General features: G+C 46.1%; 14 protein-coding genes and 1 tRNA gene. 11 read left to right on the top strand and 4 right to left on the bottom strand.

Annotation, left to right across the window (positions count from 1 at the left end):
* The first annotated feature begins 2 nt into the window (after positions 1-2).
* Together ACWJAO_RS11640 and ACWJAO_RS11635 are read left to right on the top strand one after the other, a co-directional pair.
* Positions 3-2,114 carry a Tex family protein gene (locus ACWJAO_RS11640; protein WP_449140369.1) on the top strand — a complete coding sequence of 704 codons (2,112 nt, stop codon included), beginning with the start codon at positions 3-5 and terminating at the stop codon, positions 2,112-2,114.
* A gap of 14 nt (positions 2,115-2,128) precedes the next feature.
* Positions 2,129-2,413: a hypothetical protein gene (locus ACWJAO_RS11635; RefSeq protein ID WP_296079392.1), complete on the top strand. Its 285-nt coding sequence runs from the start codon at positions 2,129-2,131 to the stop codon at positions 2,411-2,413.
* 389 nt (positions 2,414-2,802) lie between these two features.
* On the opposite strand, the gene ACWJAO_RS11630 is transcribed toward ACWJAO_RS11635, so the two are convergent.
* Together ACWJAO_RS11630 and ACWJAO_RS11625 are read right to left on the bottom strand one after the other, a co-directional pair.
* Entirely contained in the window at positions 2,803-3,813 is a 1,011-nt protein-coding gene (locus ACWJAO_RS11630; protein WP_449140368.1) for a virulence RhuM family protein, read from the bottom strand.
* A 248-nt stretch (positions 3,814-4,061) separates the two neighbouring features.
* Positions 4,062-4,143: transfer RNA gene (locus tag ACWJAO_RS11625), tRNA-Leu, on the bottom strand.
* Positions 4,144-4,326: 183 nt separating this feature from the next.
* Between ACWJAO_RS11625 and ACWJAO_RS11620 the strand changes: the two genes are divergently transcribed.
* Together ACWJAO_RS11620 and ACWJAO_RS11615 are read left to right on the top strand one after the other, a co-directional pair.
* Positions 4,327-5,442 carry an SGNH/GDSL hydrolase family protein gene (locus ACWJAO_RS11620; protein ID WP_449140367.1) on the top strand — a complete coding sequence of 372 codons (1,116 nt, stop codon included), beginning with the start codon at positions 4,327-4,329 and terminating at the stop codon, positions 5,440-5,442.
* Between the two features lie 40 nt (positions 5,443-5,482).
* Entirely contained in the window at positions 5,483-6,760 is a 1,278-nt protein-coding gene (locus ACWJAO_RS11615) for a histidine-type phosphatase (protein WP_449140366.1), read from the top strand.
* Between the two features lie 216 nt (positions 6,761-6,976).
* On the opposite strand, the gene ACWJAO_RS11610 is transcribed toward ACWJAO_RS11615, so the two are convergent.
* Positions 6,977-9,838, bottom strand: a complete 2,862-nt coding sequence (locus ACWJAO_RS11610) for a DNA gyrase/topoisomerase IV subunit A (RefSeq protein WP_449140365.1) — start codon at positions 9,836-9,838, stop codon at positions 6,977-6,979.
* Between the two features lie 105 nt (positions 9,839-9,943).
* Here ACWJAO_RS11610 and ACWJAO_RS11605 point away from each other — a divergent pair, with 105 nt between their 5' ends.
* The 5 genes from ACWJAO_RS11605 to ACWJAO_RS11585 all read left to right on the top strand — a co-directional run bounded on the left by ACWJAO_RS11605 (position 9,944) and on the right by ACWJAO_RS11585 (position 18,298).
* Complete coding sequence (locus ACWJAO_RS11605) at positions 9,944-11,506, top strand: glycine--tRNA ligase (protein ID WP_006848488.1); 1,563 nt, start codon at positions 9,944-9,946, stop codon at positions 11,504-11,506.
* A gap of 18 nt (positions 11,507-11,524) precedes the next feature.
* A complete protein-coding gene (locus ACWJAO_RS11600; RefSeq protein WP_449140364.1) occupies positions 11,525-12,205 on the top strand; it encodes an FKBP-type peptidyl-prolyl cis-trans isomerase in 681 nt (226 codons plus the stop codon).
* A gap of 93 nt (positions 12,206-12,298) precedes the next feature.
* Positions 12,299-13,681: an MATE family efflux transporter gene (locus ACWJAO_RS11595; protein ID WP_337516167.1), complete on the top strand. Its 1,383-nt coding sequence runs from the start codon at positions 12,299-12,301 to the stop codon at positions 13,679-13,681.
* 238 nt (positions 13,682-13,919) lie between these two features.
* The gene (locus ACWJAO_RS11590) at positions 13,920-16,742 is read left to right on the top strand and encodes a M16 family metallopeptidase (protein ID WP_449140363.1); all 2,823 of its coding nucleotides are present in this window, start codon (positions 13,920-13,922) and stop codon (positions 16,740-16,742) included.
* A gap of 710 nt (positions 16,743-17,452) precedes the next feature.
* A complete protein-coding gene (locus ACWJAO_RS11585; RefSeq protein WP_449140362.1) occupies positions 17,453-18,298 on the top strand; it encodes a DUF4923 family protein in 846 nt (281 codons plus the stop codon).
* Positions 18,299-18,461: 163 nt separating this feature from the next.
* Here the strand turns inward: ACWJAO_RS11585 and bglX are convergent, their stop codons facing one another.
* The gene (gene bglX, locus ACWJAO_RS11580; protein ID WP_449140361.1) at positions 18,462-20,831 is read right to left on the bottom strand and encodes a beta-glucosidase BglX; all 2,370 of its coding nucleotides are present in this window, start codon (positions 20,829-20,831) and stop codon (positions 18,462-18,464) included.
* Between the two features lie 66 nt (positions 20,832-20,897).
* Here bglX and ACWJAO_RS11575 point away from each other — a divergent pair, with 66 nt between their 5' ends.
* Both ACWJAO_RS11575 and ACWJAO_RS11570 read left to right on the top strand, forming a co-directional pair.
* Positions 20,898-21,101 (top strand): hypothetical protein, encoded by a 204-nt coding sequence (locus ACWJAO_RS11575; protein WP_449140360.1) that lies wholly within the window; start codon positions 20,898-20,900, stop codon positions 21,099-21,101.
* A 30-nt stretch (positions 21,102-21,131) separates the two neighbouring features.
* Positions 21,132-22,817 carry a DUF6377 domain-containing protein gene (locus tag ACWJAO_RS11570; RefSeq protein WP_449140370.1) on the top strand — a complete coding sequence of 562 codons (1,686 nt, stop codon included), beginning with the start codon at positions 21,132-21,134 and terminating at the stop codon, positions 22,815-22,817.
* Positions 22,818-23,411 lie beyond the last annotated feature (594 nt).

Below are 23,411 nucleotides of genomic sequence, written 5' to 3'. Positions count from 1 at the left end.
TGATAGCAGCCCAGCTCAATCTGAAGGAGCAGGCTGTAGAAAATACTCTGGCGCTGCTCGAAGAGGGCTGCACCATTCCGTTTATCTCGCGATACCGCAAGGAGAAAACCGGTAATATGGACGAGGTAAACATCGAAGCCATCGCACAGGCTAACGAGAAACTCTCTGAGATGGCGAAGAGAAAAGAGACTATCCTCAAAACCATCGAGGAACAGGGAAAACTCTCGGATGAACTGAAAAAACGCATCGAACAGTGCTGGGATGCCACCGAACTGGAAGACATCTATCTTCCTTATAAGCCTAAGCGCCGCACCCGTGCACAGATAGCACGTGAGGCAGGATTGGAGCCTCTGGCACAGTTGCTTCTCTTCCAGCGTGAACGCAATCCGGAACAGGCTGCCAGGAAGTTTGTGGGCGATAAGGTGAAGGATGTGGAGGCAGCACTTCAGGGCGCCAAGGACATCATCGCCGAAACCGTAAGCGAGAATGAGCAGAGCCGCAATCAGATTCGCGGTGAGTTCAGACGCGGTGCCATCATCACTTCTAAGGTGGTAGCCAAGAAGAAGGATGAGGAAGAGGCGCAGCGCTTCTCCGACTATTTCGATTTCTCTGAACCATTGAAGAAGTGTTCTTCGCACCGGTTGCTGGCTATGCGTAGAGGCGAGGCGGCTGGATTCTTGCGTGTCAGCATCTCGGCTGATGATGAGCAGTGTCAGGATAAACTGAAGCGTCACTATGTTCATGGGTTCGGTGAGTGCCAGACGCTGGTGGGCGAAGCGGTGGATGATGCCTTCAAGCGACTGCTGAAGCCTAGCATTGAAACCGAATTTGCTGCGCTCAGTAAGCAGAAGGCGGACGAGGAGGCTATCGTGGTATTCGCCGAAAACCTGCGCCAGCTCCTGTTGGCGGCTCCTTTAGGACAGAAACGCGTGATGGCGGTTGACCCGGGTTTTGCCAATGGTTGCAAGACTTGCTGTCTCGATGCGCAAGGCAATCTGATTCATCATGAAATTGTTTATCCTCATCCTCCCCGCAACAAAAAGAGCGAGGCTACGGCTGCTATCCAGCGCATGGTTAAGATGTATCAGGTGGAGGCAATGGCTGTAGGTAACGGTACGGCAAGCCGCGAAACCAGCGACTGGCTGCATAGCATCGATTTCGTTCATCCGGTAGATATCTACGTGGTGAGTGAGGATGGTGCTTCTATCTATTCGGCTTCGAAGATTGCAAGAGATGAGTTCCCGGATGAGGATGTTACCGTGCGTGGTGCTGTGAGCATCGGACGAAGACTGATGGATCCGCTTGCCGAGCTGGTGAAGATTGATCCGAAGAGCATCGGTGTGGGACAGTATCAGCATGATGTGGATCAGACTCAGCTAAAGAAGAGTCTGGATACGGTGGTAATGAGTTGCGTGAACTCGGTGGGTGTCAATCTGAATACCGCATCGCAGCATCTGCTGACTTATGTGAGTGGATTGGGACCTACGCTTGCCAAGAACATCGTGGAATATCGCCGCGAGAATGGAGCCTTCGCTTCCCGTGCCCAGTTGAAGAAGGTGCCACGTCTGGGTCCTTCAGCCTTTGAGCAGTGTGCCGGCTTTCTCCGCATTCCGGGTGCCAGGAATCCTTTGGATAACAGTGCCGTTCATCCGGAGCGCTATGCGCTGGTAGAGCAGATGGCGAAAGATCAGGGCGTAACGGTGAAGCAGCTGGTAGAAGACAAGGCTCTGCAGAAGAAGATTGATATCCGGAAATATGTGAGTGCCGAGGTGGGTATGCCTACTTTGACCGATATCATGGCAGAGCTTGACAAGCCGGGCTTGGACCCTCGTGGTGAGGTAGAGAAGTTTGAGTTTGATGCCAGCATCAAGGAGATAGAGGATTTGCAGGTGGGCATGGTTGTGCCGGGCATTGTTACCAACATTACCAAGTTTGGTGCCTTTGTAGATATAGGTGTCCACAACGATGGTCTGGTTCATGTCTCCCAGATGTCAAACCGTTACATTCAGGATCCTTCTGAGGTGGTAAAGCTTCATGAGCATGTAATGGTGAGAGTAACAGAAGTAGATTTGAAGCGCAAGCGCATCGCCTTGTCGATGAAGGGCGTGAAATAAAAAGGATATTCAGAATGAATCAGAATAATAATGGTGATGCTCTCTTGGCAGGGGGCATCACCAGAGATTGTATAGAGTCGGCATATTGCTTTATTCATCAAAAGCTCAGGGTTTTTGAATTTTCCACCAATCCTACGCAGCGTGATGATATAGAGTATGCCATCGCCCAGTATGTAGAGGGCATGAATCCGCACCTCTATCTTCTTCTTTCGCAAGGCAGAAAGGAATTCCTTCTAGACCATGTGAATTTTGAAAAAGATATGCGCGAAGCTCAGGAAAAACTGGAGGGGATGATGTAGGTATCTCTCTGCTTTGGGAGAAGAATAAACTGAGTCACGTTAATTTAAGTTGATGAGGGTGCGTCATGGACTTATGACACACTCTCTTTTTTTATTCAGTTACATGCCAGTTACATGCTGGTTACATGCGCCAGGCACTGTTTTAAAGGTTTTTTGCTCTGTTTTAGGGCTATTTCGAGTCGCCCAGTTACATGCTAGTTACATGAGTTATGCCCAAGTAACGACCGAAAATAGTCGAATAACGACTTAAAACGACTTAAAACGACCGCAAATAGCCACAAATAGCCGGAAATAGCCGAAAATGACCGCAATAACGACCGCAACGACCGCAAACGACCGCAATAACGACCGAAAACGACCGAGATAGTTCTGTCACTTGCCAAATTGTATTATTCCTTATCAAGCAATCCTCTTATACCCTTATCAAAGTCAGAGTCTATGCGTTGTGTTTTATTAAAGATGTCATATTCTTCTTCCGCCTTCTTCTTGGCTTGTGCAGCCGATATGTTGCCTTTATCGGGTAATATCTGATATTTGCGGAAAGTCAAAAACTCATTAACACTTGCTGAGAACTGCTCCATATTGAACGTGTTTTCACGTTCTATGAGGTCTTCGACATAATCAAAGAAGCCAGTAACGGCACGTTCCAGTTGTCGGATTTCTTTCTCTTGCAGATAGTTCTTGGCAATGCTGACATCCGATTTAAGAACACGCCCGTCTGGAGCATTCTTCCATGTTGTCAATCCCATGTGGTCTTTTGTGTGGTCTGCCTTAGAATAGATAATCTCCGCAGCAGTCTGTCCTGTGATGGCATAGTGAAAACGGTTTTGTATCATAGCATAGAATTCTCTTGTCGTCGGAGAGTTCTTGTCATAGTCGGTACTGCACTCTGCATAGATGTCAGTTATCTGTTGCCAGATACGACGCTCACTTGTACGAATAGAACGAATACGTTCAAGCAACTCACGGAAATAGTCCTTGCCAAACACCGCATTACCTTGCTTCAATCGCTCATCGTCCATTACAAAGCCTTTTTTGATATACTCATGGAGTATCTTTGTTGCCCATTGGCGGAAACGAGTGGCTTTCAGTGAAGAAACTCGATAACCTACGGCAATGATTGCATCAAGAGAGAAGAAATCCACTTTGTGAGTTTGTGTTTTTTCCTCAATTGCACCATGCTGAGTGGTTATTTCCATTTTGGAAACAACCACATCCTTATCCAACTCTCCCTCATCAAAGATGTTTTTTAAATGCTTGCTTATAGCAGGAACACCAACACCAAAGAGCTGTGCCATAGCCTTTTGCGTACACCAAAGAGTTTCGTCTTTTATGACAACTTGTACTTTGCCATCAGCATCGGGCATATTATAAAGAAGAAATTGTATCTCGTTACTCATAATTTATTGCTTTAGATGCAAATTTAGTGATTTATTTTTATAACGATGTGCCTATAGTGTAATCTTTAACAAGATATAACAAAAAGCGCTTGTGTTATGGCATGTAATCCTGTGAAAGAATGTAAAATGAAGCCTTATTTTTGCCAACCGATTCAATTTAGTTTGAAATTATGTTGGCAAAATGTTGGCAATTTCTAGAAACGAAAAATCCTAACTGCTTATAATCAAGCAGTTAGGATTTTCTTCGGTGCGCCTGATAGGACTCGAACCTACACGGCCTGAACCACTAGATCCTAAGTCTAGCGCGTCTACCAATTTCGCCACAAGCGCATTTGTGGGTGCAAAGATACAATAATAATTTGAATAAAAAGAAGAAAAATGAAAAAAATGATGGTTTTACTTGCTTTTTACGAGAAATAATGGTAATTTTGCAAACAGATATTGTTTTGTCTTTACTTTGCAAAAAACGAAGGCAGAACGGTAAGGACAGATAAAAACTATAATAACAGGAAAATGAAAAAAGTATGGGTTATGATGCTGGCTACATTGATGGTTTCTTCCACGATGATGGCTGGAAACGTGAAGAAATCAACTACTCTTCCTATTGAGGGAGAGGTAGTAAAGGCTTCTCATCCGATGATTCTGTATGTTGGGCGTGTGAGCTTTGCTAAGAATTCTGATGTAGCTAGTTTCAATTATCCGGGAACTACGATTGAGGCTAGTTTCCAAGGTTCTTCTCTGAAAATGCTGTGTCGCCCGAAGTCGGGATATTTCATGGCGCAGATTGATGGTTGCGAACCTTTCAAAGTGGGCTTTAATGCCGAACGCGATTCGGTTGTTACCCTGGCTGCGGCTTTGCCAAAGGGGGTGCATCATGCTAAGGTGATGTATGTGATAGAAGGTTTGTTCCGCAAACCGGAATTCAGGGGATTCGTACTTGATAAGGGATGTCATCTCGTTGAGGCTCCAGCTCTCCCGGACCGGAAGATTGAATTTGTCGGCAATTCCATCACCTGCGGTTATGGTGTAGAAAGCATCAGTAAGTCTGATCCTTTTGAAGATGAAACGGAGAACCATTGGCTTACTTATGCCAATATCGTAAGTGACAGTCTGAAGGCTCAGCATACTTCTATCTCCCGTAGTGGTATCGGTGTTTATCGCAACTATAATGGTCCGAAGACAGGTGATGCCGATAACATGCCTTGGCAATATGAATATACCTTATTTGACCAGCATGATGAAAAATGGGATTTTGCCAAGTATCAGCCTCAGTTAGTCTGTATCAATCTGGGTACGAACGATCTTTCTACCAGAAATTATGATATTCAACTCTACGAGAAGAACTATCGCATGTTTCTTAAAATGGTACGCAGCAAGTATCCTCATGCCAAGATTGTGATGTTGACAGGTCCGATGCTCGGCGAGAAGGAGAGTAGCAAGCAGCGAACAGTGCTTGATAGAATCTGTGCCGATGCCAATAAAACCGATAAGAATGTTTACCGTTTCGATTTCAGTTTCCAGAAAGGAGATTTAGGTTATGGCGCCAGCTGGCATCCTAGTATGTTGCAGCATCGGAAGATGGCAGCAGAATTACTTCCGTTCCTGAGAAAACTGATGAATTGGAATTAAATGAGACTGTATGTTTTCAAAACAAAATTATATGATAACAATGAATACAAAGAATCTATTATTGTTGGCATCTCTTACATTGGCGATGCCTCTGACAGCACAGACTCCGCAAGAGGATTTCAAGCGGGATATCACGCTCTCGGGTAGTAACTATGTAGCTTATCGTGGTCCGCAGAAGCAGTTGACTCCGGCTCCTAAGGGTTATAAACCTTTCTATCTGAGCCATTATGGCCGGCATGGTTCCCGCTATATGATTGGCAAGAAGGCTTATGATGTGCCTTATTTCTCTCTGCTCAAAGCGAAGCAGGAGGGCAAACTGACAGCTAAGGGCGAGGAAACGCTGGCTAAGGTGAAGATGATTCGTGAGGAGGCGAAGGGGCGCGATGGCGAACTGACTCCGCTCGGAGCTCTCCAGCATCAGGGTATTACCAGAAGAATGATGGAGCGCTTCCCTGAGATTTTTGCCGGTAATACGAATATCGAAGCCCGAAGTACTTTGGTAATCCGATGCATCCTCTCTATGGAGAACGGTTTGCAGCAGATGTTGCGTATCAATCCGAAACTTCATATCTTCCATGATGCCAGCGAGCATGATATGTATTATATGAACCAGGGCGACAGATACCTGGATAGCTTGAAGCATAGCGTGGGTATCAAGGTGGCACAGCAGGAATTTGCACAGAAGCACGTTAGCTATAGCCGTGTGATGCAGGAACTGTTCAACGACCCTGCCTGGGTGAAGCAGAATATCAACCAGAGTGACCTGAACAGAAAACTTTATGAGATGGCAAGCTCAATCCAAGGCACGGAACTGAGAGGCAAGGTTTCGCTCTATGACCTCTTTACTGAGGAGGAACTGTATCAGAACTGGCTGAATGCCAACATCTGGTGGCAGATGGCTTACGGCAACTCGCCTTATACGGGCAATGTGCAGCCATTCTCCCAGCGCAATCTCTTGAGAAACATCATCCAGAAGGCGGATAGCTGCATCGTCTTGCCGCATCCGGGAGCTACATTGAGATATGGACACGATACGATGGTTACTCCGCTTACCTGTTTGCTGGATTTGAATGGATATGGCGAAGAAATTAAGGATCCGGAGAAGATTGCTTCTCAATGGTGGGATTATAAGATTACTCCGATGGCTACGAACCTGCAGTTTGTTTTTTATAGAAACAAGGCGAATGATGTATTGGTAAAGGTGCTTTTGAATGAAGATGAGGCTACTTTGCCTATCAAGAGCGATGTGGCACCTTATTACCATTGGAATGACTTTAAGGAATACTGCCTGAAAAAGCTGGCGGGGTATAAAAGGTAAAAATGAAGGCTACTGACTGCTGGGGGACAGGCGATGGAATCGCCTGGAACGGGGGCAGGAGGGGGACTGGCTTCTTTTTTGCTGAACGCGAAAAGCTGAAACGCGAAACGCAAATGGCTAGATAATAAAAAAAGGGGCTTAAGCTTTTTGGACTTAAGCTCCTTTTTTATGATGGGCGCTTTCCTTGCGCTTTCTTTTGTACTTTCTTTGCGCTTTTTATTGCTTCGATAACCAGTCTTTATCCTTCTGGTCTTCTTCGAAATCTTTTTCAGAGAAGAGATTGGTCTGACCAGTCAGTTCGTCAATCACCTGTTGCTCGCTTTTGCCAGCATCCGGATCTAGGTTTTCACCTTCGTTCTCTGAGTCAGAACCATCCTGTTCCTCATCATTATCCTCAGAAGGAGGTTCTGGGAATCGGGTTGGTTCCAGTTCTTCTATGCTGTCAATCTTGAATGTCGTGAGGCGCTTACCCTTTGCCTTGAAGCTCTTCTGCGCAATGAACTGCTCGGCATCGATTTCTTCGGCAGGACGGATGGCATCCACACCGCCATAAGTAACCTTGATGCGTGGATAAACCGTATCGGTAAGCAAGATGAGCTTGCAGTTAGGGTTCTCTCCCATGAAATTCTGATGGCGCTTGGTGGCATCCATCGTGAATCGCTTGATGTATGGATATCCCTGATTGTCGGCATCGTAGAGGATAGCCGTCCAGATCTTGTGCTCATCCCATTTCTCTAAGCGGATGATGTTGTCCTCGTAGTGGTTGTTGACATCGAAATTGGTGATGTAGAATTCACCATTGTCGAGTACAACCAAGATTGAATCATCATCATTGAATTCGCCTAGGAAGCGGCCGTTCTCATCGTAGTTGATGCGGTTTACGTCTGGGTCGAACCAAACCTTTCTGCCTCCTAACGTGCTGTGGCCGTGACTCTTCAGACCGATACGGCGAATAGGGCGCTTGGTAAGGAGATTACCTTTGGCAGCACGTCCCTTGATCAGAATGTCTGAGAAATCCTTCTCCAGGAAGATGCTCTGGCGCTTCTTCGTCAGGTCGGGCTCCATCGTACACTTGATGATTTCTGCCTCTCCATTCGGATTGGCGGTGAAGTAGATGACGCGGCTGCCAGGTGTACCCTGGGTGATGTCATACAACTTGTCGCGGGTCATGGCGGTTACATTGAATCGCTTAATGAAGTAATCGCCTTGCTTGCCGTCGCGGTAAACACAGTTATAGATGGTGCGCTTGTCGTTCTTCTTGAATACCTGTACATGGAGGATATTCTTACCGACGAATATTTTGTCGGCTACCCTGGTGACTTTAAACTTACCATCCTTATAAAAGATGATGATGTCATCGAGGTCGGAGCAGTTGCATACGAATTCATCCTTCTTCAACCCTGTACCAACGAATCCTTCCTGACGGTTGATATAGAGTTTCTGGTTAGCCTCTACCACCTTAGTCACCTCAATGGTATCGAAGTTTCTGATTTCTGTTTTGCGAGGATGGTTCTTTCCATACTTGCCCTTGAGATATTCAAACCAGTTGATGGTTACATCGGTCATGTGAGCCAGGTCGTTCTCTATCTCAGCAAGTTCAGCCTTAATCTTCATCAGCAGTTCGTCTGCCTTATCCTTATTATATTTAAGGATTCGCTGCATCTTGATTTCCAGGAGTTTGAGAATGTCCTCACGGGTAATTTCCCGATGGAAGGCATATTCTACCATACCCTTACCGTCTACTTCGGCAGTAAAGAGTTTGTCCTTGAATGGTTCGAGTTTTGAATCGATGAAAGCAACAACCTCATCCTGACTCTTACTCTGCTCAAACTTTCGCTCCTTGTAGATGCGTTCCTCGATGAAAATCCGTTCGAGAGAAGAGAAGAAGAGCTGCTCCTCCAATTCACCCTTTCTGATCATCAGTTCCTTGCGCAGCAATCCCATAGTGCGGTCTACGCTGTGGCGCAACACATCGCTGATTGTGAGGAATACAGGCTTGTTGTCTTCGATGACACAGCAGTTGGGCGAGATGTTGATTTCGCAATCGCTGAAAGCGTAGAGTGCATCCATCGTTTTATCTGATGAGGTACCTGGTGCAAGATGCACAAGAATCTCAACATTTGCCGAAGTAACATCATCTACCTTGCGTGCCTTGATTTTACCCTTTTCTACCGCTTTGGTGATAGAGTCGATGAGGCTGCCTGTAGTCTTGCTGAATGGTATCTCACTGATAACAAGTGTCTTGTTGTCGAGTTTGTCAATCTTGGCTCTTACTTTCAATGCACCACCTCGCTGTCCATCATTGTATTTGCTTACGTCGATGGCACCGCCTGTAGGGAAGTCGGGATAGAGCTGGAATGGCTCGCCCTTGAGATAGTGGACGGCAGCATCGCAAATCTCATTGAAATTATGTGGCAAAACCTTACTGCTCAATCCCACGGCAATACCCTCGGCACCTTGTGCCAGGAGCAACGGGAATTTGGCAGGGAGCGTGATAGGCTCCTTGTTTCTGCCATCATAAGAGAGTTGCCAGTCGGTGGTCTTAGGATTGAAAACCACGTCGAGAGCAAACTTAGAGAGGCGTGCCTCGATGTATCGGGGAGCAGCAGCACGGTCGCCCGTAAGAATGTTTCCCCAGTTACCCTGCGTATCGATGAGCAGGTCTTTCTGTCCCATCTGTACCAAAGCATCACCGATAGACGCATCACCATGAGGGTGAAACTGCATGGTATGTCCCACGATATTGGCAACCTTGTTGTATCTTCCGTCGTCCATGCGCTTCATAGAGTGGAGGATGCGTCGCTGTACCGGTTTCAAACCATCCTCAATATGAGGAACGGCACGTTCGAGGATAACATACGATGCATAGTCGAGGAACCAGTTCTGATACATTCCGCTGAGGTGATGTACAGCAGAAGCATCGAATCGGTTCACCGGCTTATAATCGGAATGTTTTTCGGTCGAAATCTCCTCATTGGCATCTTCAGCAGCATCCTGTTCAGATTCTGCAGAAGAATTTTCCAAATTAGGAGAATTTTCCTCTTCAAGACCGTTTTTATCTTTAATTTCGTCGCTCATATATAGCTTTTAATACTTATTTTATTAATTTATGGCAAAAATACAACAATTTTTCGAGAAAAAAGAGTATCTTTGCCGAAAATTTGAAAAAAATAAGATTTAATCATGGCACAGGAAGATGTTTTTAAGAAAATTGTAAGCCATTGCAAGGAATATGGCTTCGTGTTCCCAAGTAGTGAAATTTATGATGGCTTGGCTGCCGTTTATGACTATGGTCAGAATGGTGTTGAGCTCAAAAACAATATCAAGCAGTACTGGTGGCAGAGTATGGTGTTGTTGCACGAGAACATTGTTGGTCTCGATGCAGCTATCTTCATGCACCCTACTGTATGGAAGGCATCTGGACACGTAGATGCTTTCAATGACCCATTGATTGATAACCGCGATTCAAAGAAGCGTTATCGTGCCGATGTGCTCATCGAGGATCACATGGCTAAGTATGAGGAGAAGATTGCCAAGGAGATTGCCAAGGCTAAGAAGCGTTTCGGCGATAGCTTTGATGAGGCTCAGTTCCGTGCAACTAATCCTCGCGTTCTGGAGAACCAGAAGAAGTTTGATGATCTCCATGCCCGCTATACTGAGGCTATGCAGGGTCCTAACCTGGAGATGCTGAAGCAGATTATCGAGGATGAGGGTATTGTCTGCCCTATCAGCGGTACCAAGAACTGGACAGACGTTCGCCAGTTCAACCTGATGTTCTCTACCCAGATGGGTGCTGCCAGCGATGCTACAAGCAAGGTATATCTCCGTCCTGAGACAGCTCAGGGTATCTTCGTAGATTACCTGAGTGTTCAGAAGACCGGCCGTATGAAGTTGCCATTCGGTATCTGCCAGATTGGTAAGGCTTTCCGTAACGAGGTTGTAGCCCGCCAGTTCGTATTCCGTATGCGTGAGTTCGAGCAGATGGAGATGCAGTTCTTCTGCCAGCCAGGTACTGAGATGAAGTGGTTTGAGTATTGGAAGAAGGTTCGTCTGGCTTGGCACGAGGCTCTCGGTATGGGTAATGAGAACTACCGTTACCACGATCACGAGAAGCTGGCTCACTATGCCAATGCTGCTACCGACATCGAGTTTAAGATGCCATTCGGTTTCAAGGAGGTAGAGGGTATCCACAGCCGTACCAATTTCGACCTTTCTCAGCACGAGAAGTACAGCGGCCGTTCTATCAAGTACTTCGATCCAGAGAAGAACGAGAGCTATGTACCTTACGATGTAGAGACATCTATCGGTGTAGACCGTATGTTCCTCAGCGTAATGTGCCACTCTTACTGCGAGGAGAAGCTGGAGAATGGCGAGACACGTGTTGTTTTGCGTTTGCCAGAGGCTTTGGCACCTGTTAAGTGTGCTGTGTTCCCATTGGATAAGAAGTATGGTTTGCCAGAGTTGGCTCACGAAATCGTTGACGAACTGAAGTTCCACTTCAATACTCACTATGGCGATCCTAAGGATTCTATCGGTAAGCGTTATCGCCGTCAGGATGCTATCGGTACTCCATTCTGTATCACCGTAGACCACGAGACTCCAAACGATCATAAGGTAACTCTGCGTTATCGTGATACCATGGAGCAGGAGCGCGTAGCTATCTCAGATCTTCGCAGCATCATCGAGGAGCGCGTAAGCATCACTAGCGTATTGAAGAAGCTTGGCAAGGAAATCAAGAACTTCTAATTAACCAAATACATTTAGATGAATCTTAAGAGTTTGAAATATTTCTTCTTCCTCATGATGGCAGTGATTACACTGTCATCATGTAGCGAAGATGATGCCACCACCGACGAGTATGCCAATTGGCAGGAGCGTAACGACAAGGCGTTCGCCGACACGCTGGCGTATGCCAAGGCACAGATTGCCGCTGGCAGTACCGAGTGGAAGGTGATACCCAACTATAGCCTTGCCAACCAGACGCCTACTAATATGGGCATCAATGGCAGCCAGGTGGTGCTCAAGTACAAGGACACCGACTATATTGTAGTGCATGTGCTCAACAAGGGCAATGGCAACGGGTCGCCCCTCTATACCGACTCCATCCAGGTGAGCTATCGGGGCAGGTTGATACCTACCGACTCTTATGCCACAGGTTATGTCTTTGACCAATCGTTCACCGGAACGTATGACGAGACGACGGCATTGCCTGTAAAAGCAAAGACCAATAAGGCCTCAAGTCAAAGCTCTGCCGGGTGGATAGATGGTTTTACCACAGCGTTGATGGCGATGCACCCTGGCGACCATTGGCAGGTGTTCATGCCAGCCGACTTGGCTTATGGCTCCTCGGGGAATGGTAGTGTTCCAGGCTATTCAATGCTCCGTTTTGAGATGGTGCTCAAGAGTTATAAGAGAGCTTCTGGCAAGAAGTGGATTACTAAATAATAAGAATAAAGATTTAGAGAAAAGTATGTGCATATGTTTGAAATGATATATGCACATATTTTTTTGTATGAGCGATATACGAGAAATTAATTTATGCTTTATAGCAAGAAGACAGATTATTTGATGGAGTCGATTCGCCTGGGTAGGGAGATGGATCGGCGCGAGAAACTCAATCTTATTGTAGGGTTGAGTATACCTTCTATGCTGGCTCAGATTTCTACGGTGATGATGTTCTTCATCGATGCTTCGATGGTGGGTCATCTGGGAGCAGAGGCTTCTGCCAGTATCGGATTGATTGAGTCAACTACCTGGCTTATAGGTAGCTTGCTCAGTGCGGCGGCTACTGGCTTTTCAGTACAGGTGGCTCATTTTATCGGAGCTAATGATTTTGCAAATGCCCGTCAGGTGTTTCGCCATGCGCTGATTTGCGGTGTGGCGTTCAGCATTTTTGTTTCTCTTCTCTGTGTCGGCATTCATTCTTATCTGCCTTATTGGCTGGGTGGAGGTGCCGATATTGCCACCAATTCCTCTCGCTATTTTCTGATATATGGTCTGGTACTTCCATTCGTTTTCCTTTATCATATATCCGAGATGATGCTGAAATCTGCGGGCAATATGCATACGCCTAGTGTGATGGCAGTATTGATCTGCATCTGCGATGTGATATTCAATTACCTGTTTATCTATATCCTGAAGTTGGGTGTTGTGGGGGCTGCCTTAGGAACGGCGATGGCTTATGTCTGCATCTCTCTGCCTAATCTTTATCTTGCAGGTTTCAGGAATAAGATACTGAATCTCCGTCAGGACCATGTCCGTTTCCGTTGGGTCAGGTCGTATGTTCATAATGCCTGTAAAATCAGCATTCCGATAGCCATACAGAACATATTGATGAGCGGGGCGCAGATAGTGAGTACCATGATTGTGGCACCTCTTGGCAATATAGCCATTGCTTCCCATTCTTTTGCTATTACGGCAGAGAGTCTTTGCTATATGCCGGGTTATGGTATTGGTGATGCGGCTACTACTCTGGTGGGACAGACGCATGGAGCTGGGCGAGTCGGGTTGTGCAAGAATTTTGCCTATATGACAGTAGGACTTGGAATGGCTGTGATGGCTGTGATGGGAGTGGTGATGTATGTCTTTGCTCCTGAGATGATTGGCGTTCTTTCTCCGGTAGAAAGCATCCGTGAGATGGGTACCATCTGTTTGCGCATCGAGGCTTTTGCTGAACCATTCTTTGCAGCCAGCATCGTGACCTATTGTGTTTGTGTAGGAGCGGGCGATACCAGGAAACCGGCGATGATCAATCTCGGTACCATGTGGCTGGTGCGCCTCACTCTGGCTTATGCGCTTTCCAAGAGCTATGGCTTGGAGGGAGTATGGATAGCGATGGCTACCGAACTCACTTTCAGGGGAATCCTCTTCCTTATCCGCCTCTTCAGAGGTTCATGGATGAAGAGTTTTCATGTAGGTTAGGATTGGTTTTCTGCCTCCAATGTTAGTTTTAGGTTAAGATTTGCATACATCGCGAAGATATTCTCTAAAATGTTTGCAAATCTTTTCTATTTTTCTTAATTTTGCATCGCAGACAGTAACCATGTCACTGGTTTTGTCGTTATATATAGGTGAACTTGTTAAGTAGCATGATATATATAATAAGGTATATAGAAAGAATGATATAGAAAACTATAAATATATAAATAATTAAAATCAGATGAAACTAAGAAAGATTTTTGCAGCAGTTGTGCTGTTCCTTTCTGCAGGTACAGCGATGGCACAGCAGATGCCAGCTATTCCGGTAGACAAGAATGTGAAGATAGGTCGTCTTGATAATGGATTGACTTACTACATTCGTCACAACAGTTATCCTGAGCATGTAGCCAGTTTCTACATCGCACAGAAAGTGGGTTCTATCAATGAGAATGATGACCAGCGCGGTTTGGCTCACCTCTTGGAGCACCTCGCCTTCAACGGTACCGATCACTTCAAAGGTAATTCCCTCCAGGATTACCTGCAGAGCATCGGCGTGGAGTATGGTAGAAATCTCAATGCCTATACCAGCGTAGAGAAAACCGTATATTACTTCACCGATGTACCTACTACCCGCCCTACAGCCGTAGATTCATGCATGCTCATCCTCAAGGATTGGAGCAACGGTATCTCTCTTACCAAGGAAGCCATCAATGACGAGCGCGATGTGGTACACAATGAGTACCGTATGCGTATCGTAGGTCAGCAGCGCATGATAGAGCGTTCACTTCCTAAGCTCTATCAGGGCGAAAAGTATGGCTACCGTTTCCCTATCGGTTTGATGAGCGTTATCGATGGTTGTAAGCCAGAAACTCTCCGTGCTTACTATCGCAAATGGTATCGCCCAGACAATCAGGCTATTATCATCGTGGGTGATGTAGATGTAAATCATATCGAAGCTAAGATCAAGGAACTCTTCTCCGGTATCAAGGTACCTAAGAATGCCGCTAAGGTTGAGAAGGTAGAAGTATCTGATAATGATTCTGCCATCTACGTTATCGACAAGGATAAGGAGCAGCAGGTTGATCTCTTCCAGGTTTATATGAAGCACAATGCTGTGCCAGATTCTCTGAAGGGCAATATGAGCTATCTCCTGAAGGGATACATGGATAACGTGATTTCTTCTATGATTGCTGCCCGTTATGCTGAGAAGGCATTGGAGCCAGACTGTCCATATCTCCAGGCAAATGCCGGTGATGGTTCATACCTGATTTCAAGCACTAAGGATGCTTTCACCCTTACCGGTGTGGCTAAGCCAGGAAAGATTAAGGAGGCTTATGCTGCTGTTCTCCGCGAGGCACAGCGTATGCATGAGTTCGGTTTCACAGCTACTGAGTATCAGCGTGCCAAGGATGAATTCATGAGCCAGGTTGACAAGGCTCTTGCCAACAAGGATAAGATGAAGAACGAGCAGTTTACCACCCAGTATGTGGATAACTTCACTTCTAACGAGCCTATCCCATCAGTAGAAGAGGAGAGCCAGATCTGGAAGATGGTAGTTCCAAACTTGCCTCTTGAGGTTATCAACAGCTATGCCAAGCAGTTGGTTTGCCAGAGCGATACCAACCTTGTATCATTGGTAATGATGCGCGAGCAGGCTGGTGCCGTTTATCCTACAGAGCAGGAACTTGCTGCCATCGTAAAGCAGGTACGTGCTGAGAAGCTCGAGGCTTATGTGGATAATGTTAAGCAGGAACCTCTCATCGCTCAGGCTCCTAAGGCTGGTAAAATTAAGAAGACTGTTGAGAACAAGAAGTTGGGCTTCAAGGAGTTGACTCTTTCTAATGGCGCTAAGGTGGTATTGAAGAAGACTGATTTCAAGGACAACGAGGTTGCTTTCGCTGCTTCAGCCAATGTGGGTTATTCTACTTTCGGCAAGGAAGACTTCCTGAATGCTGCATTTGCAGCAGATGTGCTCGATGCTAGTGGCCTTGGCGATTTCTCAAGCAATGAGCTTGATAAGGCTTTGGCAGGTAAGCAGGCTGGCGTTTCGTTCAGCTTCAGTCCTTTCAATCATGGTTTGAAGGGTAATTCTACTCCTAAGGACATCGAAACCCTGATGCAGCTCATCTATCTCAAGATGACCGCAGTAAGCAAGGACCAGAAGAGCTTCGACAATATGAAGAGTATGATGGCTACTGTTCTTGCCAACAAGAGCAACAACCCAAGCCTCGTATATCAGGATTCTGTTCAGAGCACCCTCTATTTGGGTAGCAAACTTGCCCGTGTGCCAGAGGCAAGCGATATAAAGGATATCAACTACGACCGTATCCTGGAGATTGGTAAGCAGTTCTACGGCAATGCCAAGGACTTCACCTTCTATTTCGTAGGTAACTATGATGAGAAGACTCTCCTCCCACTCATCGAGCAGTATATTGCCAGTCTGCCAAACAATGGCTTCAAGCTGAAGAACAAGCAGATTCCTTATGCTAATGGTAAGGTAAGCAATGTCTTTACCAAAGCAATGGAGAATCCACAGAACCAGGCAACAGAGATCTGGTATACCAAGGCTCCATTCACCTTGCAGTATATGGTTCTTGCTGATGTTTCAGCCCGCCTTTTGGAGATGAAGTATTTGCGTACTATCCGTGAGGAACTCAGCGCTGCTTATCATGCAGGTGCAAACTATGGTTTGCTTCGCGATTATGATAACAAGGCTGCCATCTCTATTTCTGCCGTGGCTCAGTTGAACCCAGAAAAGTCGGATATCGCTATTCCTTACTTCTTCAAGGGTATGGACGAGACCGTAGCCCAGCCAAATGCAGAAGACCTTCAGAAGGTAAAGGAGATTCTCCTGAAGCAGGCAGCTGTTAGCGAAAAGACTAATGGCTATTGGCTCGGTGCATTGAGCACATTCGAGCGTATGGGTGTTGATACTCATAGCGATTACAAGGAGATGGTGAAGAATCTGAAAGCATCTGAAATTTCAGACTTCCTGAAGAATGTCATCTTGAAGAGTGGTAATCACTTCGAGATTATCATGAAGGCAGTGAAGAACGAGAAGTAAAATTCCGGACTTGATATAATAAACGTAAAAATCCCGTTGTACAAGCCAGATGGCTGACAACGGGATTTTTACGTTTTTTTCTTTTCCCAAAATTTCTGAAACTCATCATTTAAGAGTCGTTTCGAAAAATCTCTCTTTTAAAAGAAAGGATGCGTCCTTATAAGAACTTCATCTTTTCCCCCTTTTACTTCGGGTCTTTGAAGGGGATTAACCTCTTCTCTTTGCCTTAGCAGCAAGAGCTTCACGGCGATCCTGAAGAATCTGTTGGCATCTATCGATAGCCTGATTCTGATTCTCTGAATTTACCTTAATTAAATCATTCATAACCTATTGATATTTGTTAACTGGTTGCAAAGATAGGGGTTTCTACCTATTTCTAGGTACAAAATGCATGAAAATACGTGTTTTATTCGTTATTTTTTGATTTATGTCAAAAAAACGTGCAATCGTTTGAACTGTTTTCCCCCTTTCTAACGATATTCTCCCTATATTGAATGATTTTTTCATTATCTTTTAAACGATTTGTCATCGCAATCGTCTATAATAACGTAAAAAAGTAGAAATAATGAGCTTTTAGGGAGATTCATACCGCAAAATAGGGATTTTTCTTATCATATTCCCGATTTTTTTGCGAACTTTGCACCCGAAAGAATGAAAAAGAAGTATTGGTATATATAAATAAGAGTGATAATAATAATATATAGAAAGCAATGAAAAAAGTATTTCTTTTGGCTGCCCTCGTGCTCGCATGCACAGCTGGCAGCAACGCAAGCGCTATGAACGAGGCAGCGCTCAATGCCTCAATGTCTGAGATGATGCCGGTTAAGAAAACGGCTAAGAAGACAACAAAGAAGACTTCTACAAAGAAGACAACTTCTACAGCATCTAGCACAGCATCTAATACGGCTGCAGCAAATACAGCAGCAACAACAAACAGCAATGCCGCTGCTTCTACCAGTGCAACCAGCAATGCAGGTTCTGCCGTAGCAGGTATCTTGGGTGCTGTACTGGGCGGAAACTCTAACAGCAGCAGCTCTGCAGGTAGCAGCATTATCAATGGCATTCTGAATAATGTAATCGGTTCAGGTACCTTCAGCAAGCAGGATCTCTGTGCCCATACCTGGAAGTACAGCAAGCCTGGATGCGCCTTTACTTCTGAGAATCTCCTGGCAAAGGCTGGCGGTGAGATTGCTGCCAACAAGGTAGAGGAGAAGTTGAGTGAGTATTACAGCAAATTTGGCTTCAGCGGCTCAAACACCTATTTCACCTTCAATACAGATGGTACTTTCACCTCAAAGATTGACGGCAAGTCATGGCAGGGTAATTATACTTTTGATGAGAAGACTCATGCCATTCAGATGAAGGGCTTGCTCTTGAGTATGTCGGGCTATGCTACCAAGACAACCAATGGCATCAGCCTGCTCTTCGACCAGAAGAAGTTGCTCAACCTCATCAAGACCATGGGTGCCCTCAAGGGCAGTTCTACCCTCAGCGCTATCGGTACTATCGCCAATAATTACGATGGTATGCGTGTAGGTTTCGAGATGACTAAGTAATTCAAGTTTCGCAAGTTCAGGAGTTAAAGGAGTTAAGGAGTTAAGGAGTTAAGACAATAGTCTTTTGGGCGTAGTTTTTAAGCAGCAAGACATACGTCTTAACTCCTTAACTTCCTTAACTCCTTAACTTCTTTAACTTCCTGATATGCGAAAGTTCAGTTGTTTATTTCACGCTCAGTTTCATTGTTTCTACATCTTTACTGTTGGCTCCTATCATAATCTGGAAGTCGCCAGGTTCTATGATGTGCTTCAGATCTGCGTTATAGAACTTGAGCATATCCGGAGTGATATCAAAGCTTACCTCCTTGCTCTCACCTACTGCCAGATGAATGCGCTGGAAACCTTTCAGCTCCTTTACAGGGCGGGAGATGCTGGCTACCATGTCGCGGATGTAGAGCTGCACAATCTCGTCGGCATCGCGGGAGCCATTGTTCTTAACGGTGACGCTGGCTGTAATCTTCTTGCCATCCTGCCATTCGGTAGCCTCCTCATTGCTGATGCCCGCCTCCTGGCTGCTCAGGCGGAAGTTGCCGTATGAAAAGTAGGTATAGCTCATGCCGAAACCGAAAGGATAGAGCGGACCATTGCTTACATCCAGACAGTTGCTGGCAAACTTGGCAAACATCTCATTATCGTCTGGTACCGGGCGACCGGTGTTCTGATGGTTGTAGTAGAGAGGCTCCTGGCCGGTAGTCTTAGGCATCGAAGTGGTGAGCTTACCCGATGGCGATTTGTCGCCAAAGATGACATCGCAGAGTGCATCGCCCATCTCTGAACCTCCAAACCATACATTCATGATGGCTGGTACATGCTGTTTCTCCCAAGTAAGAACCGTAGGACGGCCTGCAAAGTTGAGAAGCACTACCGGCTTGCCCGTCTTCAGGAGTTCGGCAAGCAGTTCGCGCTGTACATCCGGCATCTCCAGGTTGGTACGGCTACTGCATTCGCCACTCATGTCAGCACTTTCACCCATAGCACAAACTATCACGTCTGCCTCATTTGCAATCTTCAGCGCTTCTGCCTTCATTTCAGCCTCGTCGCCCCAGTTGATAGCCTTTCCTAATTCGCCGTTCTTCTGCATTTGTCTGTCTCGCCAGATATTGCATCCCTGTGCATATAATAATGTGGCTTTTCCGGCAAGTGCATGCTCCATCGCCTCCTTGATGGTGGTATATTTAGATGGTTCCTGAGCCACGCTCCATGTGCCGGCTATGTTGTTTCGGGTGTCGGCAAGCGGACCAATCAGGGCTATCTTTCCTTCCTTCTTCAGTGGCAGGATGCAGCCTTCGTTCTTCAGAAGCACGAAGGTCTCTGCAGCCACATCGCGGGCAGCCTGACGGTTCTCTGCGGTGTAAATCTCGCTCTTGCTGCGCTTGGTGTTACAGTAGCGGTAAGGGTCGCTGAACAGGCCCAGTTTATATTTCGCTTCCAGAATGCGGCGGCAGGCGATATTCACATCCTCCTCGCTCACCTTTCCTTCTGCTATGCTCTTTGCCAGATGCTTTACGAAGGCGTTGGAGCACATATCCATATCGGTACCAGCCTTCAGCGCCTGTTCTGAAGCCTCCTTGAGGTCTTTAGCCGTTCCGTGCTGCAGAATCTCGGCGATAGAAGCGTAATCGGTAACCACGAAACCGTTGAATCCCCACTGCTTTCTCAATACATCGGTCATCATCCATTTGTTGGCTGTAGCTGGTATGTAGTCGATGAGATTGAACGAAGACATCACGCTGCCTACGCCAGCCTTCACCACAGCCTCGTAAGGTGGCAGATACTGGTTCATCATGCGCACACGGCTCATATCTACCGTGTTGTATTCCTTCCCGCTCTCAACGCCTCCGTAGAGGGCAAAATGCTTCAGACACGCCATGATGCGGTTGGCTCTCAGAATCTCTTCTGTGCGCATATCCACGCCCTGGTAGCCCTGGGTCATCGCAGCTCCCATCACGCCGCTCAGATATGGATCCTCGCCATTTCCTTCGCTGATTCGTCCCCAGCGTGCATCGAGTGCGATGTCTACCATAGGAGAGAAAGTCCAGTTGATGCCGTCGGCACTGGCTTCTTTAGCCGATACTTCGCCCACTTTCTTCATCGCCTCGGTATCCCATGAGCAGGAGAGGGCGAGCGGGATAGGAAACATCGTTTCGTAGCCATGAATCACGTCCATACCTACGAGCAGCGGGATGCCCAGACGGCTGTTCTTGATGGCGATTTCCTGCAGTGCCTTGATTTTGTCGATGCCTTTGATGTTGAAAACTCCGCCCATGTTGCCTTGGGCGATGTCGCCACCTACCTGGGTGTCAAGTGCGCCACCGGTTGTGATGTCGCCAGCTACCATCAGGTTCAGCTGACCAATCTTTTCCTGTAGCGTCATCTTCGCCATCAGTTGGTCGATATACTCCTTCATGGGCAGAATCTTGCCTTTCTTGGTTGTGGCAGTTACTTTTTTCTTAGGGGCTGCCGTATGGGCGAAAGCAGGTGCTGCCATAGAACCAGCCAAAAGAAACGTGAGTGATAAAAGTGCTGTTCTCATTGTTTATTATGTTAATTGTTATTTTTGATGCTTATCTTCTGCAAAGATAATAAAAAAGATGATACGATGCGCGATACGAATGTTAAAATGTGGATGAAATTTTCTTTTTCAGATAGAAATGTATCTGATAATGAGATAGATAAGAAAAATCGGGGATATACAAAAAGTGGATGCGGTATAGACGAAAAATGCGAAGAAATCTGCATTTCTTCTATATCAGATTTTGTCGTTTCCGATTTTTTTATTACTTTTGCACGTGAAACCTCATGAAAATAAGTCAATCTTAACGAAATCAAGTTGATGTATCGCATAAATGAATTATGGGGAAAGGCATTCTTCTTCCTGCTCTTAGTCTTGATGCCTCTTTCTCTTTCAGCAAAAACAGCAGATAATATAGAGCAGCTTTTGCAGAGTCTGGACAATGCCATTGCCCATTCGGCTGATTATGTGAAGGTACGTGAAGCCCGCATTCGCGATTGGGAGCAGAAACTGAAGACCGCCAGGCGGCTAAGCAATAAGTATGATGCCTGCTTTGCGCTCTTTGAGGAATTCCGCTCCTATAAGAGCGATATGGCGCTGAAATATATCAGCCAGTGCATGGAACTTGCCATCAGAATGGGCGATAAGAAGAAAGAGGGAAATGCCAAGGCGCTGCTTGCTTTCCAGGAATCTACCACGGGCGATTATGCCGAATCGTACGACCTGCTGAAGTCTGTCAATATCGCTGATCTTGATGCTGAGGGCAAACGCAACTACCTCTGGGCCTGCCAGCACCTGTATGGTGAGATGGCATATTATTCCAACGTCCCTTCCTTGAAGAAATATTATACCGGCAAGCATAATGCCTATCAGGCTGCCATAGATAGTACTTTCAGCCATGATGATGACCTTTATCTGCAGATGCAGGAGGTGAGGGCACGCGATGCAGGCAATATGAAAGAGGCTTTGCGATTGAGCGATAAGCGGCTGGCGATGACTAAACCGGGCACTCATCAGTATGCCATCGTACAGTTTTATCGCGGCATGACCTACAATCAGTTTGGCGATGAAGAGCAGTTCCTGCGCTGTCTCCTGCGTTCTACCATCTGCGATGTACAGTTGGCTGTGATGGACCAGGGTTCTCTCTGGGAAGTTGCCAATCTGCTCAATGCCGATCCGGACCAACAGAAGCGCTCTCATGAGTATATCAAGTTTGCCTGGCAGTCGGCCACCATCTTCAATACGCCTAGCCGCAGCCGCCAGATCATGCCTGTGCTCACGCAGATTGAAGAGGGATATCAGAAAGAACTTTCGTCGAGCAACCAGCATCTGCGGCTCATGGTAGCGTTCTCAGTCCTGCTTCTCTTCGTGGTTATGCTCTTGCTCTACTATGTCAACAAGCAGCGCAAGCGCATTGCTGCGGCCCATCATAAGCAGAAGGAAACCAACCATGCTTTGCAGTTGGCTAATGAGCGTCTTAATGAGATGAATCATTCGCTCAACGAGATGAACCGTTCTCTCAATGAGATGAACCATTCGCTCAACGAGAGTAACAAGATGAAGGAAGTATATATTGGTCGATTCCTGCGCCTTTGTGCCATCTATGCCGACAAGATAGAGACCATGCGCAAGCGAGTAGTGAAACTGGTGAAGGCTAGAGAACTCAACAGGTTGCTGGAGCAGATGCAGGCTGGCGAGGCCTACATGGGCGAGCTGTATGAGTATTTTGATTCCGCCTTCCTGAAGCTCTTCCCTGACTTTGTTGAGGAGTTCAATGCCCTCTTGAAGCCTGAAGGGCGTATCGTGCTCGAAGATGACAGCCGTCTTTCTACCACCCTCCGTATCTTTGCCCTTATCCGTCTGGGCATCGAGGACAGTTCTAAGATTGCCGAGTTCCTTCACTATTCTGTGAACACTATCTATAATTATCGCGCCAAAATCAAGAATAGTGCCATCTGTGACAGAGAAGAGTTCGAGCAGCGTGTGAAGCTGATTGGCATGAAATAAGCCTTTCAGGGCGTGATGGGTGAAATGTGCTGCAAAGGTACAACATATTTCTGTTACCGCCAAAAATCGCGCCGCAGAGTTCTGTTAAACGAATTTAACACTCGCGTTTTTCCGAGCCAATAAAGCCTACTCATAGTTTCTCTCCTGCGAAAACTATGAGTTGGTAAGCAGATATCAATAAGTTTTACCGGAAGAGAAGATAGATTTGTTGATGAACGTATTTGGCTTCATCAGGTAGATAAATGAGGGAAAGCGTTACAGTGTGACAGTTGTGACAGTTTTCGGGGGTACCTTCCCCTTTTCCTCTATTTAGAGGTTACTTATATATTTATATATATATAAAAATATAAGTATATATATAATACTTACAGATTAATAGCTGTAGGAAGTGCAGATACCTACCCCTGAAAACTGTCACAACTGTCACAACTGTCACGCTGTAACGCTTTGTCTCTTTTTCCATAAGATTGTAGCAGCTCCCTAAAGTGGACACGAAAAATGATTATTAATTATTTATATTTTTAAAAGTACACATATCTATCAAATTTCGTTCATTTTCATTTGCAAAAGTAGACAATCTCATCCATATTTGCA

The organism is Segatella sp., assembly GCF_977051555.1.
The sequence above is the reverse complement of the archived record's forward strand: the minus strand, read 5'-3'. Positions and strand labels throughout refer to the sequence as shown.